This is a genomic window from Paenibacillus sp. SAFN-054, from assembly GCF_051966755.1.
In the GTDB taxonomy this organism is placed as follows: Bacteria; Bacillota; Bacilli; order Paenibacillales; family Paenibacillaceae; genus Paenibacillus_AQ.
Genome location: NZ_JBQCKS010000001.1, coordinates 977,775 through 993,519, shown reverse-complemented (window position 1 = coordinate 993,519; position 15,745 = coordinate 977,775). Strand labels below are relative to the sequence as shown.

Sequence of the window (15,745 nt, the reverse complement as noted above, 5' to 3'; positions counted from 1 at the left end):
TTCTAGAACCAGAATAACAAGATTGTAATCATAGCAGTAAATCCTCCTGCGACTGCATCTTTACCCTGAAAACTCAGCTGTTTATATGACGTTCTTCCCTTCCCGTTTCCGTAAACGCGCGCATCGATGGCTAAAGACAGCTGATCGGCGCGCTGAACGACGTTATATATCAGCGGAATCAGCAAAGGGACGTATGCGAACGCCCTTTTCAAGAGGCTCATCCTCGAAATGTCATAACCTCTTGCCTTTTGTGCTAAGAGCATGCGTTCCATCTCTTCCTGAATCGTCGGGACGAACCGGATCGCGATGACGATCATGAGAGAGAACTGCTCCACGGGAACGTGCAGTTTGGACAAGGGGGACATCAGCTTTTCTAAACCCAGCGCCAGGGTCAACGGTTTCGTCGTATGCGTCAGCATGGAGCCCAGCAGGATGAGCAGTACGATCCGTAACACGTAGCGCGCGCCGCTAGATAACCCCTCCATTGTGATGCGTATCGCATGCCAGGCTACGAGAACGGTGCCATCGGTGGCCATCGCATGATACAGGAACGTAAACGCCAGCACGAGCGTCAGCGGCTTTAATCCCCTCGCCATCTTAAGGACCGAAATGCCGGCTATCTTGGACATCGCCAACACGAACAGCGCTGCCAACGAGCAGACTTCCAGTGAATCGACCGACCATAAGCCCAGCATAAGCACGAACGTGCTGATCATTTTCGTCCGCGGGTCCAGGGAATGTAGGATGGAATTCGCCTCCACATATTGACCTATGAGCAGGTTATCTTTCATATGCTAAACTTCTTGACTCCAGGAGGGAACGAACGCCTTCAAATAAGTCCCTCTCCCGGACGCTCTTTACCGCAATAGGCACTCCGCTCAGTTCTTCCATAAACCGCAGCGCCTGCACCGGCTCTGGAAGAGGCAAGCCGGCCTCCTGGAGCGAACCGTCCGGACCAAGGAATGTCGCGATGACATCGTCGTGCGCGAGTAATCTCCCCTGATGGAAGACCATCACTTCATCCGAATATTCCGCAACATCATCCATCTGATGCGATATAAACAATACCGTGCGGTTCTTAATCTGCCATGCCTTGAGCATATTTAACAGTTCCGTTCGGCTCCATGGATCCAGTCCTGCAGTCGGCTCGTCCATAATCAGCATGCGCGGCTCCGTCAACAAGACCGCGGCGATGGCGACGCGGCGTTTTTGGCCTCCGCTCAGCTGGAATGGAGCGCTATCAAGAATGCCCGCTTCGAGACCCACCCGGGGCAGAATATCTTTGATCGCTTTCCGGATTTCATCCGCGGGCAGCCCCCGAATTTTCAAAGCGAAGGCAAGCTCTCGATACACGCTAGTTTCAAAAATCTGATGCTCGGGATACTGGAACACAAAACCGACATCTTGCCGAACTTTGATCCTGCCTTTACCATCGCGGGAAACGGGCTGCCCATTCTCACGAAATTCGCCTGTCGCATCCGGTATAAGACCTTTTAGCGCTTTGGCGAAAGTAGATTTCCCGGCTCCGCTGGGTCCGATGATCGAGATCCATTTTCCTTCTTCTATGCGGCAGCTAATATCCTTGAGCACCTGTCGTCCATCGAAATTCACATGCACGCGATTCAATTCGTATGCCATGCCGAACGAATCATCTCCTTCCAATCCGCCGTCGACGGGGTGTTTTGGCCAAGCTGCCGGCTCAACCGGACGGCAAAAGGCTCTTTGAGCTTGTGAGCAGCCGCGTCCACCACTTCAAAAAAACGCAAGGGTTCACCATCGTAAGCGAGTTTTCCTTGATGAAGCAGAAGAACCCTTTCAGCGGACAGCACCTCATCCATGTGATGAGTTACATGCACCACGGTCATCCCCTGTCCGTGCAGCCGCCGCATGATCTTCATCATTTGAGTTCTTCCTTCCGGATCTAGCATGGAAGTCGCTTCATCGAAGATGATCATGCTGGGGCGCATGGCAATGATCGACGCAATTGCCACGCGCTGCTTTTGTCCTCCGGACAGCTGATGCGGCCGGGCATCCGTGAATGCTTCCATGCCTACCGCTTGCAGCGCCGACATGGCACGCCCGCGCATCTCCTCTCTGGGCAGCCGGATATTTTCGAGTCCGAACACGACTTCGTCGAATACCGTCGTCGTAATGAACTGGTCGTCCGGGTTTTGAAAAACGTAGCCGATCCAGGCCTGAATACTTGCAGGATCATCACTGTCGCCTTGATTTGGAGCCGTATAGCAAACCTGCCCACGGGTTGGAAGCAGCAGCCCGTTCATTAGCTTGGCTATCGTGGATTTTCCCGAGCCGTTGGGACCGACCAGCGTCACGAATTCTCCTTCCCGGATCGTTAAGCTAACATCGTCGATTACGGGACAGCCCTTGCGGTAACCATAATAAACATGATCCAGCGACAGCATTTAATTCCTCCCCTTCCGCCTGTTCCACTCGGCAAAAAAGCGCTCGATCCCATCCTCGGAATAATCCGGTTCAGGCTTCTTCCAACGTGTCGCCTTCGTCCCGTTAATGCCGAATATCTCCCCCGTAAGCTCCAGATCAGGCTGAGACAAGAGCCGTACCACGAAGCGGGCGACGTCGTCCGCTTCGCCTATCTGCCAAAACTCAGGCAGTGGCTCGTTCCGGGCAGCATGCTTGTCCTTCAAATGTTCGATTACGGGTCTCGTCATATCGGTCAACGCGGCAGGCGCAATGGCGTTGACTCGGACTCTCCTCCCCCGCAGCTCCTCGGCCAGCGTCCAGACCATGCCAAGAAGCCCCGCTTTGGCCGCGCTGTAGTTCACCTGTCCGGTTGAGCCTGTAAGACCCGCGGTCGATGTCATCAATATCATATCTCCTCCTTCGTCCGCCATATGGTTCAAGGCTTGCTGTATGCAGTAAAATCCCCCGTTCAGATGCACAGCGATCACAGCCTCCCATTCCGCCTCTGTCATCCGCGCGCACTTTCGGTCCCGAACGATGCCAGCGTTATGAATTAACGCTTGAATGGGACCGTATGTATCGAAGGTGGTGCTGAACATGTCCGCGACCTCCTGCGGATCGGCCACGTTCGCAAGGTATCCGGCAGCCTCGCCTCCTCGCGCTATAATTTCAGCCACGACTTCATCGATCTGCGTCTGGCGGGTGCCGTTCACGATGACCCGGTATCCGCTGCAGGCAAGATGCAATGCAATGCTGCGCCCGATGCCTCTGGACGCACCCGTAATCAAGGCTGTTTTCATCCTTCAAATCCCTCCTTCACCGTAAAATCGCCGATCGCTGCCTTAATGCCCGCGTCGGTCATAACATCTACTTTAATCCGGTCCCCTTGCACTTCATAATGAAATGAAACATCTGAATCGACGTACACCGGCTTGATGAATCTCATGCTGCAGCAAATCACCCATTGATTGTGATGCTTGGCCAGGTACAAGGATTGCGCCAATCCCATCAGGTACATGCCATGTGCAATGGGGCGATCGAATCCCGCTAAAACCGCCGCCTCGGCGTCCCGATGAATCGGTGCCTCATCCTGTGATACATTGGCGTATTGAATAACGTCTTCTGCTTTAATGCGAATGATCATCATGCTGCCTCCCCATCTTGATGATTACTGTCTCCGCGGTTACGATGATCCGGTCACGATACGCGCATGACAGGGTGTGCGTGTACAATGTCAATGTGCGTTGACTACCGGCTTTCTTCTCCGTCTTCATTAACGATAATTTCACGTCCAGCGTCATGCCTTCCAGAATCGGCGCTTCGTAGGAAAAAGCTTGGGAGCCGAGGATCAGCGGACCGGCATTTCTGAGCCAAGGAATGTCCAAACTTTGCCAGAAGATGACGGGCATGGTTGCAGGCGCGACCAAGCGGCCATTGACGGTCGTTGCAGGGGAATGAATGCTTCCTGCGTACTCTGATATCCAGGCCGAGGTGATTTGGATCGTCTTCCTCAGGCTCGTCATCGGATTGCCTCCACCAGCGTCGCGAGTCCGATGCCTCCTCCGATACCAAGAGTAGCTACCCCCCGGCGATAAGGACTTCGCCGCATCTCGGCGCATAAGCGCGTCATCAGAACCGCCCCGGATGCGCCGTAAGGATGACCGAGGGCCAAGGCGCCGCCCCCCAAATTGACCTTGTCCTCCGGCAGTCCCAGCTCTTGAAGCGATGACAGCACCTGGGAAGCGAATGCTTCGTTAAACTCGGCGATGTTGATATCGTCGATCGACAGCCCCCGACGATTCAGTAATTTGCGGACGGCAGGGACCGGACCGGTGCCCAACAGCTGCGGGTCCACGCCTGCCGCCTGGGCATCGACGAGCCGCACAAGAGGCTTCAATCCAAGCTCGATGCATTTTCTGTCCGACATCACGAGGACAAGCGCCGCACCGTCGTTAATCGGGCAAGCATTGCCTGCGGTTACGGTGCCTTCCTTCAGGAATACGGGAGACAGTCTCTGCAGCTTTTCCAGGCTCGTGTCTGCCCTCGGACACTCGTCATGCTTGATCCATCGGCCGCCTGCCATGAGAGGTACGATCTCGTCGGTGAACCTCCCGGACCGCTGTGCAGCGACGGCCTTTCGATGGCTCAGCAAGGCATAACGGTCCTGTTCCCCTCTGGAGACGTTATAAACGCGGGCCACGTTCTCGGCAGCCATGCCCATGTCGGGATCGCCGTATGAGCTCGGTGTAAACGGAGCCCGCGCATACAGGCGGGGCATGTCTGCCGGCGTCCGAGGCTTGGTCATTCTCCATGGCGCCCGACTCGCACTTTCCACGCCCCCCGCAAGATACACCTCTCCGGCGCCGCTCTGAATGCAACGCATCGCAATATTGATCGCCTCCAGTCCGGACCCGCATTGGCGGTCGATCGTCACGCCGGGCACAGATACGGGCAGTCCAGCTTCAAGTAAGGAGACTCTCGCGATATTTCCGCCAGGTCCGACAACGTTGCCGATGATGACATCATCGATCGCATCTTCGGGCAACCTTGTTTCGGTCATCATTCGCCGGATCAAGGGGGCTAGCAAGGCTTCGGGTTCCAGTTCGCTTAACGCACCGCCCATTCTGCCGATTGGTGTACGCTTGGCCATGACGATGACGGCTTCTTTCATGTTAGCCCTCCTGACAACATATCCCTCATTGCTTGGCGCGCTATTTTCCCGCTGCCCGTATAGATGAACTCATCTACCGTGACGAGCTGCTTCGGAGTTTTGTAACTCGCGAGATGCCGGCGACAAAACGTCTTGATCTCCTCTTGGGACAGGCTGGTGCAGCCGTTCCACTGCACAGCGGCCGTGATGATTTCTCCCCAGTAATCGTCGGCAGTTCCATAAACCATGACTTCCTTGATTTCGGGTAATCGCAGCAGCACGGACTCCACTTCTTCGGGAAAGACGTTCATTCCTCCGGATACGATCATATTCTTCGCACGACCGGCGATATACAAATATCCCTCCAGATCCATGAATGCATAGTCCCCAAGCCTGAGCCAGCCGTCGCGGAATACGTCGGCCGTTTCGTCAGGCATGCCGTAATAGCCTCTAAAAACCATTCCACTGCGCACGTAGAGCTGTCCAATGTTGCCGTCAGGCACTTCGTGAAAATGATCGTCCCGAATCGATACCTCGACGCCAGGAAAGGGTCTGCCCACCGATTTCGGCTTCTGCTCGGCGATGTCCATAAAGGCGATATAGCTTGCTTCCGAGGAGCCGTAATACTCATACAGCTTCGTTTGCGGAAACACCTTCATGCATGTTTCCTTGGAAGTTTCTGGCCAAGTTCCTCCACCGCTGAGCAAGGCACCGATCTTGGTGCTTCCGACAGCGGCTTGTCTCGTTAACGCTTCGATCATGGTCGGCACGACAAACAGGACCATATCTGGAAATCTGCTGCATAGCCGCAGCACCTCTCCGGCATCGAACTGGCGCATGACATGAAACGTCGCGCCGACGTACAGGGTTTGCATCAGGGCGAATAAGGATAAGGAATGGACGAACGGTCCCGGCGCGCAATGATGCTCCAGGCCAACAAGCCCAAACGCTTCTCTGGTCGCTTCAAAGCTCCGGATCCAGGACCGGTGGGTACGTGAATAACCTTTCGGCATTCCCGTTGTCCCAGACGTGAAGCCGATAAACAGCAGCTCGTTGGTTTCTGCGAGTTCTCCATCTGGTAATAATAAATCCAGCCAGCGGTCATAGGAACCTTCGCTTTCATCCGTAAATGTATATACCTGTAGCCCCATCGTATCCAGGTCCTTAAGCAGCGCTTTTTCCGCAAAAAACAACCCGGGTCGGCAATGCCCTAGAACCGTCTGTATTTCTCCCAGGCTCCACTTCAGGTCCAGGGGAACGGGAACGCATCCCGCGTAAACAGCCCCCAGAAAGACCTCGACAAACTCGGTTCGATTGTCGGCGCATATCGCAATGTTGTCACGGTTCAATCCGAGTTTTTGAAGTCCACTGGCGACCTTTTTGATTCTTGTGGACAGTTCTGAATAGCTCAAGCTTCGCTGGTTATCCGATAATGCGATTTGATCTGGATTCCGTTCGGCATGTATCAAAATTGGTGATACCATATTCATATTTCATCCCCCGCTCACCTTTACAACATTCCTTTTTCAAGCACGGTACGTTTTTTCTTCAATGGGACTGATGGACTTCAATTGAACCGTGATAACGGCGGCAATGACAGCCTTCAAGCAATCTCCAGGCAAAAATGCCACCGCTCCTGCCAGCCCGGCTAAAATCGACGTGTGCGTCACCAATGCCATCACTGGCGCTCCGATCATGCTTACGAACAGCACCCCAAACACGATATTAATGGCGATGATCTTCCAGGCTTTCAATCTTGACCATACCTTTTCCGTCATGTAACCAATCAAAAACGCCGCCGCCGGCCAGCTGAGAATATATCCTGCGGATGGTCCCAGCAGTGCCGGAAGACCGCCTCGTCCTCCGGAAAGAAGCGGCATATCCAATGCAACTAATACGATGAATAAAAGCAGGCTTAGGCCAGCCGTTTTTTTGCCTAAAAAGGATCCGGCAAGCATAACGCCAAGAGTTTGCGCCGTAATCGGAACCGGAATGAATCCGAGGGGAATGGGTGGAACCATCCCCAACACGCCGATGAAAGCAGCAAATAATGCGGCAAATACCATGGATTTCGTTTTCAAGATTTTTCCTCCGTTAATATGTAATGAATGAATTTACGCATAGAGTCGACTGCTAAACGTAATAGCATTATAAAATGATCGTCAACTATTGTAAACCTAAAAAGTTATTACAGGTTGACAATAGAAACACGAAACGCCTAAATGTTGTACGAATAAAGGCATTTTTCTAAGTCAGCAGCCGCAATCGCGTCATATTTCAAAAAAATACTCTGGTGCTTTACCAGAAGAAAGTGTATGATATATATCTGTCCTTTCATTTTTGATCATACCTGGATACGTATGTATTTTTGTTAAAAAGGAGTTTTACAACATGACCAGTCATAAATTAGGCTTCTGGGTTCTGACCGCCCTGGTGGTCGGCAATATGGTCGGTTCGGGCATTTTCATGCTGCCTCGGACATTGTCAGAAGCGGCAAACCCTGCAGGAGTTATTCTAGCTTGGGCCGCCACGGGACTCGGTGTACTAACGCTTGCGCTCGTATTCGGCAGCTTGGCCGTTCGCAAGCCCGAATTAAGCGGCGGACCTCAAATCTACGCCAAGGAGCTGTTTCGCGAAGGCTCACATGGCTCCCTGTTAGCCGGTTTTATGTCGACATGGGGCTACTGGGTCGGCAACATCGCCGGCTTTGTGGCCGTGATCACCACATTCGCCAGCTACCTGTCCACCTTTTTCCCCGTGCTGACGAGCGACAAATCATGGCTCACCATCGGCAGCTTCACGATTAAAGCAGGGAATGCCTTGACCTTCCTCGTGTGCTCGATCCTGTTATGGGGAACGCAGGCGATCTGCCTGAAAGGCATGCGTGGCGCGGGGCGCCTGAATTTCATCGCCACAGCGACCAAGGTCATCGGCTTCGCACTATTTATCATCATCGCTCTTTATGCGTTTGATAAAAGTAATATCGGCCCTTTCCTCGCTCCGCGTTCCAATGACGATGGTCGTACGCTTGGGCTCTTGTCCCAGATTAACGGAGCAGCGGTCGCAACATTATGGGCTTTCATCGGCGTGGAGTCTGCTATGGTCTTCGCCGCACGTGCCCGCAACAAGCAGGATATTCGCCGCGCTACGATCGCAGGGCTGCTGATATCGCTTGTGCTATACGTCGGTATCAGCATATTGACCATGGGCCTGCTGACGCAGGAACAGCTGACAGCTTCCGCAAATCCGCTCGTGGACGGCATTACTGCCGTACTTGGACCCGTTGGCGGGAAGCTGCTTGCAGCGCTTGGATTGATCAGTCTTCTCGGCTCCACCATCGGATGGGTACTGCTTAGCTCGGAGGTGCCGTTTCAAGCGGCCAAGCTGGGCGTATTCATGAAGTCGTTCGCCAAGGAGAACAGCAAAGGCATGCCGACGGTATCCATTTGGATATCCAGCGCACTCGGCCAAATTCTCCTATTCTCCACGATCTCAGGCTCCATCTCGGCTGCGTTTGATTTCATCATCTATATTGCTACGCTTGCTTACCTGGTCCCTTATCTGATCGCATCGATCTACCAGCTTAAACTGATCTGGACCGGTGAGACCTACACGATAAGGAAAGAACGGGTGACCGAAGGATTCATCGCGGTCGTGGCAGCCATTTACTCGTTATGGGTCATTGTGGCGGGGACCGCGGATTTGAAGACATTCCTGCTTGGAATCGCGCTGATCGTCAGCGGTATTCTCTTCTATCCTCTACTCATGCGCAGCCGATCAGGAATGTAATGAGCGGCTAGTAAATACAAGAAAGGCGTCCATCCTTCGATGGGCGCCTTTCGATTTACATCGTTGTATCACATACTTAAAACCGAAAGCTAAGCGTGCTTCCCGAACCGTGCTCGATCGTATCAAACAACACCTCGGCGTTACGTCCCGGCATGCCGCTGCCAAGCGCAATGAGCAAAGGCACGAAATGTTCCGGCCGCGGTACGGCTATGTCTGCATGCGGGGCCAGGACGTCGTAGCGGCTTAAAGAGTCGATATCTCCGGCAGTGACTTTGTCACGAATCCAGTTCGTAAACTGCACAGCCCATTCGCGCGGCGCCGCATCCTTATCCCTGTCAAAAGCGCGAAGATTATGGGTCACGAAGCCGCTGCCGATCACGAGTATACCCTCATTCTCCAGTCCCTGCAATGCTTGGCCGATGGAAATTTGCTGCATGGCAGGTAAGAAGGGATTAACCGATACAGGTACGATAGGAATATCGGCTTCCGGATAAGCATGCATCATGATCGGAAATACGCCGTGATCCAAGCCTCTGTATTTTTGTTGTACAGGGATTCCCCGTTCCGCTAAACGTTTTTCCACAAGAGCGGCTACCTTTTTGGACCCCCTTGCGGGGTATTTTACCGTATAGAAGGAATCTGGAAAGCCGTAATAATCATACACCATTTCATGCACGTCATCGGTAGCGGCAATCGTGGTGATGTCACTTTCGAAATGCGCCGAAAAAATCACGATCGCTTTGGGGCGGTTTGCCTGACCGAACCGGTTTAAAAATTTCGTGAAATCGGACTTCTCAAAAATTGTAAACGGCGAACCATGTGCTAAAAAGACGGGTGCAAGCATCGTCTAGCCTCCTCATTCTGTTCAAGGACTTAAAAGAGTCCGATTGCCACCAATAAAGCCAAGCGCCAAGCGGCGGTATTCTTCGATTGAATGTTCACCTTGTAAGCAACCGATTTATAAAGCTATAATAATGCCCAAGGGTCATGTATCGGAAGTAGGCACTTCAAATAAACATAGTATACAAAAAGATACCATAGCTACATACGGCAACGTTCTAGAGGGGGATAAAACATGTCAAACCAATGCAGGGTCGAGACAGCACTTGAAATTTTGGTCGGTAAATGGAAACCCGTCATCCTTTTTCAGCTTTTTTCCAATGGAACAATGCGGTTCAGCGAGCTTCAAAAGGCGATTCCGGACATCACCAAAAAGATGCTCACCTCACAATTAAGGGAATTGGAGTATCATGATATCGTGCATCGTGAAATATATCAGCAGATTCCGCCTAAAGTGGAGTATTCCATCACCGAGTACGGCATGGGCATGACCCCTGTATTACAGGCGATGAATGATTGGGGAATGGCTCATGTAGAGCACTTGAACGAAATATATGGAGAAGACCGCGAGGTTGAGTCTTTCGTTAGCAGGATGGAAGAGCGATAACAGGATCGCTTTGGATGACCGGATTGTATAAGACTCAGCTTTATTTGAACCTTAGCCAAAGAACCCCCAATCAAGAGCTTCGCACTTGATTGGGGGTTTGTTTCATAATGAATGCTACTTATTATTTACCATGTAAATGAGCTGAACAAGATTCCCCTCCACCTTATAAGCAAGGGTCAGCATGTAGTACCCTTTCTCTTCCTGTGAAAGGTCGATCGTGAAGGTGTCGGGATGTTCGGCCCATTCCGTTATATCCAGGGTCAAGTCCTTGTTAAGCGGATTGCTGACTGCCGCCGCGGCGAACGGTATGACTTTATTGCCGTCACGTCCAACAACCGGATTATCAATCCGGGCCACCGGACCTTGAAGCTCACCGACTTCTACGATTTGAGGATCAGCCGACAAATCCGTCAATTCAGGCAATCCACTCAGAATGGAAAAGTCCGTCACGGCATTGCCGCGGATGTCCAGGGATTGCAGACGCACAGCGGCTTCCAGGCCTTGCAGCGAAGTCACGCGGCCCGAATCGCATGTGAGCTTCGTCAGTTTCAGCATATCGCCCAGTTTCGGCTCGTTCGTAATGCCAAGCGTTTTTTGAATGGATTTCTTTAAATAGTCGTCTTTGATAGCCACCGGCTGCGTAAGGTCTTGGGCAACGAGACCTCGAATCGCCTGTCTGACGGAAGAAACGGCCTCATGGATTTGTTCCTGGGTTGCCGCATTCCCTGCCAACATCTGCTCCGCTTGTTGCACGTTCACCTGCAAAGCCTTGATGCTTTCCGGGGTATAATCTCCCGCGGCGACCGACTTTGCCTCCTCTATCACCGCAACCAATAGACTCGTATCGAGAACGCTCTCGCTCTCTCCAATCAGATGAAGCTTCGCATCACCCCATGTTCCATGGTCCGACCCATTACCATTTCCCCCGTCCGTGACGACGAGCTTCAGTTCCTGAGCTCCGTTGATGTCCACCTTCGCGAATTTCTGCGGGTCGCGCGAATTCATCACTCCGCTGTCGTACTTCTTCGCTCCATCCACATACACCTCGAAGCGGATAGACCCGACGGTGCCATACATTTGGCGGTCGACGCCAACGTAGGACGTAAAGTATGCCGCGTGCAAGCCGCTGAGGCCGTATACGATGGTCGAGTTCGCATGAGCCCCGATCCCGCGGTCATAACGGACTTCCCGGTTATTGCCGTCGGTTAAGCGGAGTGCGTTTCCGCTGATGGACACATCCTTGCGCGGAGCCGTGTAGCTGTTCTGCGTAAACGTCCAGTCCAGATCCGTCAGGTACCTCGCATCGGCCATATCCACGACCGCAATGCTGCGGACCTCTGTTGTCGTATTCCCGTCGCTGTCCGTTACCGTATAGGTAACCTGGTATTCTCCTTTACGGTTAAAGTCAACGCGATCCAGCCCACTGATTTGTACCTGGCCCGTTAAATCCCCGTCCTCTGCATCCATCGCCGAATAGGAACCATTCAAATCGATCGCCTGCCCGACCTCCGTCGACACGGATGGCGGAATGACGAGTGACGGGGAGCTGTTCAGGACGAGCAGCTTGGCATCCGCAAAATCGGCGTGATCCGATGCGTTGCCGTTGCCGCCGTTATCCGCGATAAGTCGGAGCTCCTGAACGCCCGCAACCGGAATACGGACCAATTCGGCAGAAGTGCCGTAATTCATCATTCCACTGTTATATACTTCCTGTCCATCGGCCAGAATGCGGAAGATGACGCTTGAATGGGTCTGTTCCGGAATATTTCGGTCAACGCCCACATAAGCCTCGAAGTACTCCGCTCTTGTACCTGCGAGCGAATAGACGATCTCGGAATTGGCGTGCGTGCCAATGCCTTTGGCGAAATCCTTGGTTTCACCGTTGACCAAGAGCTTCAAAGCTCCTCCGGAGCTTGCTTTATCCTTACGCACGACATTGTAATCCGTGGTGGCAGAGCTCCAATTCAGATCGCTGATATAGGTCGAAGCGCTGTAAACGACGACTTCCCGGGTTTCGCTTACAGTATTGCCGTCTTGATCCGTTACCGAATAGACGACCTGGTACGTGCCGGTTTTGCCGACATCCAAACGATCCGCTTCCACCTTGACTTGTGTCGTAAGGTCGCCGTCTTCGGCATCCTTGGCTGCAATGCCATTCATCGCGTCAAAAGCTTCGCCGAGCTTCACGAAGCTGCGACTCTCGGGCAGCGTCAGCACGGGCTTGCTGGATTGCTTGGTCAGCTTGGCGTCCGCCCATACGGTATGGTCGGAACTATTTCCGTTCTCGTTCGCGTCTGTCGTTACTAGCTTCAGCTCTTTGGCTCCTGCGATTGGAACATTCACGTAAGCATGGTCGGTGCCTGCGAGCATGACGCCGCTTTCCCAACGTTTGATGCCGTCCACGTAAACCTCGAACGTACCCGATGCCTTGCTGTCCTTCACTGCTTGATCAATGCCGATATAGGCTTCAAATTGGTCATAACCGAGACCATCAATGGAATATGTGACTTCCGAGTTGGCATGCGTTCCCAAGCCCTTGGCGTAAACGGCGGGTTGTCCTTGTCTCAGCAGGGTGATGGCGCTGCCGGATGGAGCCTTGTCTTTCACCAGCTCCTTCCACCCCACAGTTGCCTTGACAGCTTGCAGGTCGGAAAGATAAGCATAATCACTGACGACGCTCACATGGGTCGTCCGGCTGACTGTCGTTCCTTCGCTTTTCACTTCGTACGTGACTGTATATTCGCCTTTTTGCGTCACATCCACCGAATTGTTTTTGACGGTGACCGAACCCGTGAGGTCCTTTCCCGTATATTCAATTGCCTTGACATAGTTCCGCGGATCAAACGGTTGGTTCAACTTCAGGGTAATCCGGTCTTCTATGGACAACTTCGGTGCGAATGCTTTTGCCTCCACCGGCTTAAGCGCCTTCAGCTTTTTGTCGTAGGCAATGATTTTGTAGGTGTAATTGACGGAAGGATCAACATTCGCATCCACGAATTGATTCGTTCCCGTGAAGCCGATAAGCTCGCCGTTCCGATAAATTTCATAGCCCAAAAGATCGTTGGCATAAGCCTTGTCAACGCCCATCCGAAGCGTATTGGTTTTATTCGCCGCATTGACCGCCGTCTGCAGGGTGACTGCTGCGTTCACGTCCTCAATCCCGTTCCCTTCGTATCCGACGATACCATTGTTCAGATACCACAGCTTCGGCGAAGCCGGGTAGACGGATGTGGCTGCCTTTGTCTCCGGGTTTACGGTGAACCCGTGCCGCGCGAAAAAGCTGCTCAAATCCATTCCGAGCACTTCGGACGAAAATTGGATCAAATACTGCTGCTTCGAGTTATCGCCGTTTGCCAGTGAAACTCTGCGTTCCCGGTATAAGCTGTTCAGCTCAGCCCAGTAGCCCGGATGAGCGAGCTCAAGCTGCCAGTAGGTACCGAGTCTTTCGGAAAGCGACCGCTGATCCATCACCGCTTTATTTTCTTGAATGACGTAGGAATACATGCTTTCAAACGGAATGCGGTTGTCCAAGGAATGATAAGAAACCGACATCAGCATGGACAGCATATTGTTCGTGATTTCGCCGTATTCCCGTTCCCCGACCGCCATGCGGTGCCCGATTTCATGCGTCAGTCCCCAGCCCGGATAGGTCTTTTTGAAGTCGCTCATCATAAGCGGCACCGCATCCATCTGAATGCCGGTATGATCGCCGGCTGCGTACATGTAGCCGTAAGGCTGCATCAGACGGATGTTCTCGCGGATCTGCTTCGGATCATGGCGGAGACTGCGTCCGTCCATCCCGTAAAAGGTAAAGTTGCGGCTCATCCACAGATCATACCCCGACAGCGTACTTTGAGGATCGATTTCATGAGTCACGTACTGGTTGTAGGCAATCGTCGCTGTACCCGTAAAAATGACATGATCGCTCACCATTTCCGCCACATCGATCAATTGCCGGTCCTGTACGTTCGGATGAGCTGCCTTGTCTGCGTCAAGCTTCTGCTTGTATTCCGCGACAAAAGCTTTGAAGGCAGCCGGATCGGTATCCTTTGTCATGAGCGGAATCCTCTGAAGCCCCTCGAATCGGATCCGCGGAGCCTGACCTTGTTCTGCGGGCGTATAAGGATTGACGATATAAACGGGACCGCCCTTCGTCACGGTATGAGCATATGAGCTGTTCGCTTGCGCTTCGGGAACGACGATCGTGTTCTTCCCCGGATGCAACGCTACACCCCTTGCCCAACTGTTCCAGGACCCTTCCTGCTGGGAGAAAACCAGCGAAGGCATCTTGCCCTTGGCCTGAGTATCGACATACACGTTCACCGTCTGTCCCGGCAGGGCTGCAAAGCCAGTCGGCTGATTGTTGGTCCCGAAGCCCATGCGCAAATTTTCGCTTGCATGCTTTTTCATATCACCGCGCTGTTCTGCCGTCACGATGTAATCTTGCAAATTCGCTTGGCCACTTACGATGGACTCAGCGAGCTGCAAGGAGGCACTGTATTCACTCTCATAAAGCGGATGGGATTGGGCCGATTTCTCCAACTCCTCCAGTCGCTCGGCGCTGCGATAAGCCGGCGCCACCTCGCTCATCGTTCCGTCCGTGAACAGGCTGTTCATGGCTTCCCGGACGGGATCGGCCTTGTAGAAGCCAAATTCGGCAGCGCTAGCCCAGTCCTCATTGGCTTTCTTGAACACGAACTTGATACGTTTGAAGGCAGTTGGGGTGAACTTTATCTCCACAACATCACCTGTTGAACCGAGATATTCTCCCGTTGTGACCAAGTTGAAATCATTCCCGTCATCCGAGGCTGAGCCGTATATCTCGAAGGATTTGGCAAAACCTTTCCCCTTCGCTCCTGTCTGTCTTGCGGCATAAACGATCCGTTCCAGGGTGGCCGTTTCCTTCAGCTGGACAACAACCTCATTCGTAAAGGTCGCCGAGTTGGGCTTTCCTGTTTCCCAATGGGTATTCATATCCCCGTCAATGGCGTTGCCAATGACCGAGCTTGCGTACTTTCCACCATTGTTCGTGATCGTCTGGATGTTCGAAGGATTCATTTTGAATTGGAGATTATAAGGTTCAAGTTTCGGACTACCGAATAGATCGAACACCGACGTTTGCGCCTGGGAACCGGCTTGAACCGGATCTGCGAGTACATTTCTGACGTCCTGCGTCAGGGCTTGCGCCTGTACCTTCGGCATTTCTGCTGCCGCAGCCTGCCTGGTGCCTATTCCTCCATGAATACCCGCCAGCAATGCAGCCGATGTTGCAATGACAACCGCTTTTTTCATTCTATTTCCTCTCTTCCATGGGGATGTGCGAACGAAAACATGGATCGAAAATCTGCCACAGGCAGCATCTACAATCACTCGCATGGCACATGACAAAACAAGGTCCCAAAAACGATGCACCCGTA

General features: G+C 52.8%; 13 protein-coding genes. 2 read left to right on the top strand and 11 right to left on the bottom strand.

Annotation, left to right across the window (positions count from 1 at the left end):
• Window positions 1–2: 2 nt before the first annotated feature.
• From ACTHPM_RS04695 to ACTHPM_RS04655, 9 genes are read right to left on the bottom strand one after another with little or no spacing between them, the layout of a single operon-like run.
• Window positions 3–791, bottom strand: coding sequence for an energy-coupling factor transporter transmembrane component T family protein (locus ACTHPM_RS04695; RefSeq protein WP_440394032.1), 789 nt, complete (start codon window positions 789–791; stop codon window positions 3–5).
• The gene (locus tag ACTHPM_RS04690) at window positions 781–1,638 is read right to left on the bottom strand and encodes an ATP-binding cassette domain-containing protein (RefSeq protein WP_440394031.1); all 858 of its coding nucleotides are present in this window, start codon (window positions 1,636–1,638) and stop codon (window positions 781–783) included. Before ACTHPM_RS04690 ends, ACTHPM_RS04695 begins: the two co-directional genes overlap by 11 nt.
• The gene (locus ACTHPM_RS04685; RefSeq protein ID WP_440394030.1) at window positions 1,623–2,423 is read right to left on the bottom strand and encodes an ATP-binding cassette domain-containing protein; all 801 of its coding nucleotides are present in this window, start codon (window positions 2,421–2,423) and stop codon (window positions 1,623–1,625) included. Before ACTHPM_RS04685 ends, ACTHPM_RS04690 begins: the two co-directional genes overlap by 16 nt.
• Window positions 2,424–3,242: an SDR family NAD(P)-dependent oxidoreductase gene (locus ACTHPM_RS04680; RefSeq protein WP_440394029.1), complete on the bottom strand. Its 819-nt coding sequence runs from the start codon at window positions 3,240–3,242 to the stop codon at window positions 2,424–2,426.
• Window positions 3,239–3,586, bottom strand: coding sequence for a MaoC family dehydratase (locus ACTHPM_RS04675; RefSeq protein WP_440394027.1), 348 nt, complete (start codon window positions 3,584–3,586; stop codon window positions 3,239–3,241). The genes ACTHPM_RS04680 and ACTHPM_RS04675 overlap by 4 nt, the downstream gene beginning before the upstream one ends.
• Window positions 3,570–3,965 (bottom strand): FAS1-like dehydratase domain-containing protein, encoded by a 396-nt coding sequence (locus ACTHPM_RS04670; RefSeq protein ID WP_440394025.1) that lies wholly within the window; start codon window positions 3,963–3,965, stop codon window positions 3,570–3,572. The genes ACTHPM_RS04675 and ACTHPM_RS04670 overlap by 17 nt, the downstream gene beginning before the upstream one ends.
• Complete coding sequence (locus ACTHPM_RS04665; protein ID WP_440394023.1) at window positions 3,962–5,113, bottom strand: thiolase family protein; 1,152 nt, start codon at window positions 5,111–5,113, stop codon at window positions 3,962–3,964. Before ACTHPM_RS04665 ends, ACTHPM_RS04670 begins: the two co-directional genes overlap by 4 nt.
• Entirely contained in the window at window positions 5,110–6,576 is a 1,467-nt protein-coding gene (locus tag ACTHPM_RS04660) for a class I adenylate-forming enzyme family protein (RefSeq protein WP_440394021.1), read from the bottom strand. The genes ACTHPM_RS04665 and ACTHPM_RS04660 overlap by 4 nt, the downstream gene beginning before the upstream one ends.
• 42 nt (window positions 6,577–6,618) lie before the next feature.
• Complete coding sequence (locus ACTHPM_RS04655; protein ID WP_440394019.1) at window positions 6,619–7,173, bottom strand: biotin transporter BioY; 555 nt, start codon at window positions 7,171–7,173, stop codon at window positions 6,619–6,621.
• 310 nt (window positions 7,174–7,483) lie between these two features.
• Here ACTHPM_RS04655 and ACTHPM_RS04650 point away from each other — a divergent pair, with 310 nt between their 5' ends.
• Window positions 7,484–8,881 (top strand): amino acid permease, encoded by a 1,398-nt coding sequence (locus tag ACTHPM_RS04650; protein ID WP_440394017.1) that lies wholly within the window; start codon window positions 7,484–7,486, stop codon window positions 8,879–8,881.
• Between the two features lie 76 nt (window positions 8,882–8,957).
• On the opposite strand, the gene ACTHPM_RS04645 is transcribed toward ACTHPM_RS04650, so the two are convergent.
• Window positions 8,958–9,725, bottom strand: coding sequence for a DODA-type extradiol aromatic ring-opening family dioxygenase (locus tag ACTHPM_RS04645; protein ID WP_440394015.1), 768 nt, complete (start codon window positions 9,723–9,725; stop codon window positions 8,958–8,960).
• Between the two features lie 231 nt (window positions 9,726–9,956).
• On the opposite strand from ACTHPM_RS04645, the gene ACTHPM_RS04640 reads away from it, so the two are divergent.
• The gene (locus ACTHPM_RS04640; RefSeq protein WP_440394013.1) at window positions 9,957–10,328 is read left to right on the top strand and encodes a winged helix-turn-helix transcriptional regulator; all 372 of its coding nucleotides are present in this window, start codon (window positions 9,957–9,959) and stop codon (window positions 10,326–10,328) included.
• Between the two features lie 114 nt (window positions 10,329–10,442).
• Here the strand turns inward: ACTHPM_RS04640 and ACTHPM_RS04635 are convergent, their stop codons facing one another.
• Window positions 10,443–15,620 carry an NPCBM/NEW2 domain-containing protein gene (locus ACTHPM_RS04635; RefSeq protein ID WP_440394011.1) on the bottom strand — a complete coding sequence of 1,726 codons (5,178 nt, stop codon included), beginning with the start codon at window positions 15,618–15,620 and terminating at the stop codon, window positions 10,443–10,445.
• Window positions 15,621–15,745: the final 125 nt, after the last annotated feature.

Bases quoted from the DNA above. Each gene is read 5' to 3' on its own strand.
- ACTHPM_RS04675 (WP_440394027.1), bottom strand. From the start codon at position 3,586: ATGATCATTCGCATTAAAGCAGAAGACGTTATTCAATACGCCAATGTA.
- ACTHPM_RS04665 (WP_440394023.1), bottom strand. From the start codon at position 5,113: ATGAAAGAAGCCGTCATCGTCATGGCCAAGCGTACACCAATCGGCAGA.
- ACTHPM_RS04690 (WP_440394031.1), bottom strand. From the start codon at position 1,638: ATGGCATACGAATTGAATCGCGTGCATGTGAATTTCGATGGACGACAG.
- ACTHPM_RS04650 (WP_440394017.1), top strand. From the start codon at position 7,484: ATGACCAGTCATAAATTAGGCTTCTGGGTTCTGACCGCCCTGGTGGTC.
- ACTHPM_RS04670 (WP_440394025.1), bottom strand. From the start codon at position 3,965: ATGACGAGCCTGAGGAAGACGATCCAAATCACCTCGGCCTGGATATCA.
- ACTHPM_RS04680 (WP_440394029.1), bottom strand. From the start codon at position 3,242: ATGAAAACAGCCTTGATTACGGGTGCGTCCAGAGGCATCGGGCGCAGC.
- ACTHPM_RS04695 (WP_440394032.1), bottom strand. From the start codon at position 791: ATGAAAGATAACCTGCTCATAGGTCAATATGTGGAGGCGAATTCCATC.
- ACTHPM_RS04660 (WP_440394021.1), bottom strand. From the start codon at position 6,576: ATGGTATCACCAATTTTGATACATGCCGAACGGAATCCAGATCAAATC.
- ACTHPM_RS04640 (WP_440394013.1), top strand. From the start codon at position 9,957: ATGTCAAACCAATGCAGGGTCGAGACAGCACTTGAAATTTTGGTCGGT.
- ACTHPM_RS04635 (WP_440394011.1), bottom strand. From the start codon at position 15,620: ATGAAAAAAGCGGTTGTCATTGCAACATCGGCTGCATTGCTGGCGGGT.
- ACTHPM_RS04645 (WP_440394015.1), bottom strand. From the start codon at position 9,725: ATGCTTGCACCCGTCTTTTTAGCACATGGTTCGCCGTTTACAATTTTT.
- ACTHPM_RS04685 (WP_440394030.1), bottom strand. From the start codon at position 2,423: ATGCTGTCGCTGGATCATGTTTATTATGGTTACCGCAAGGGCTGTCCC.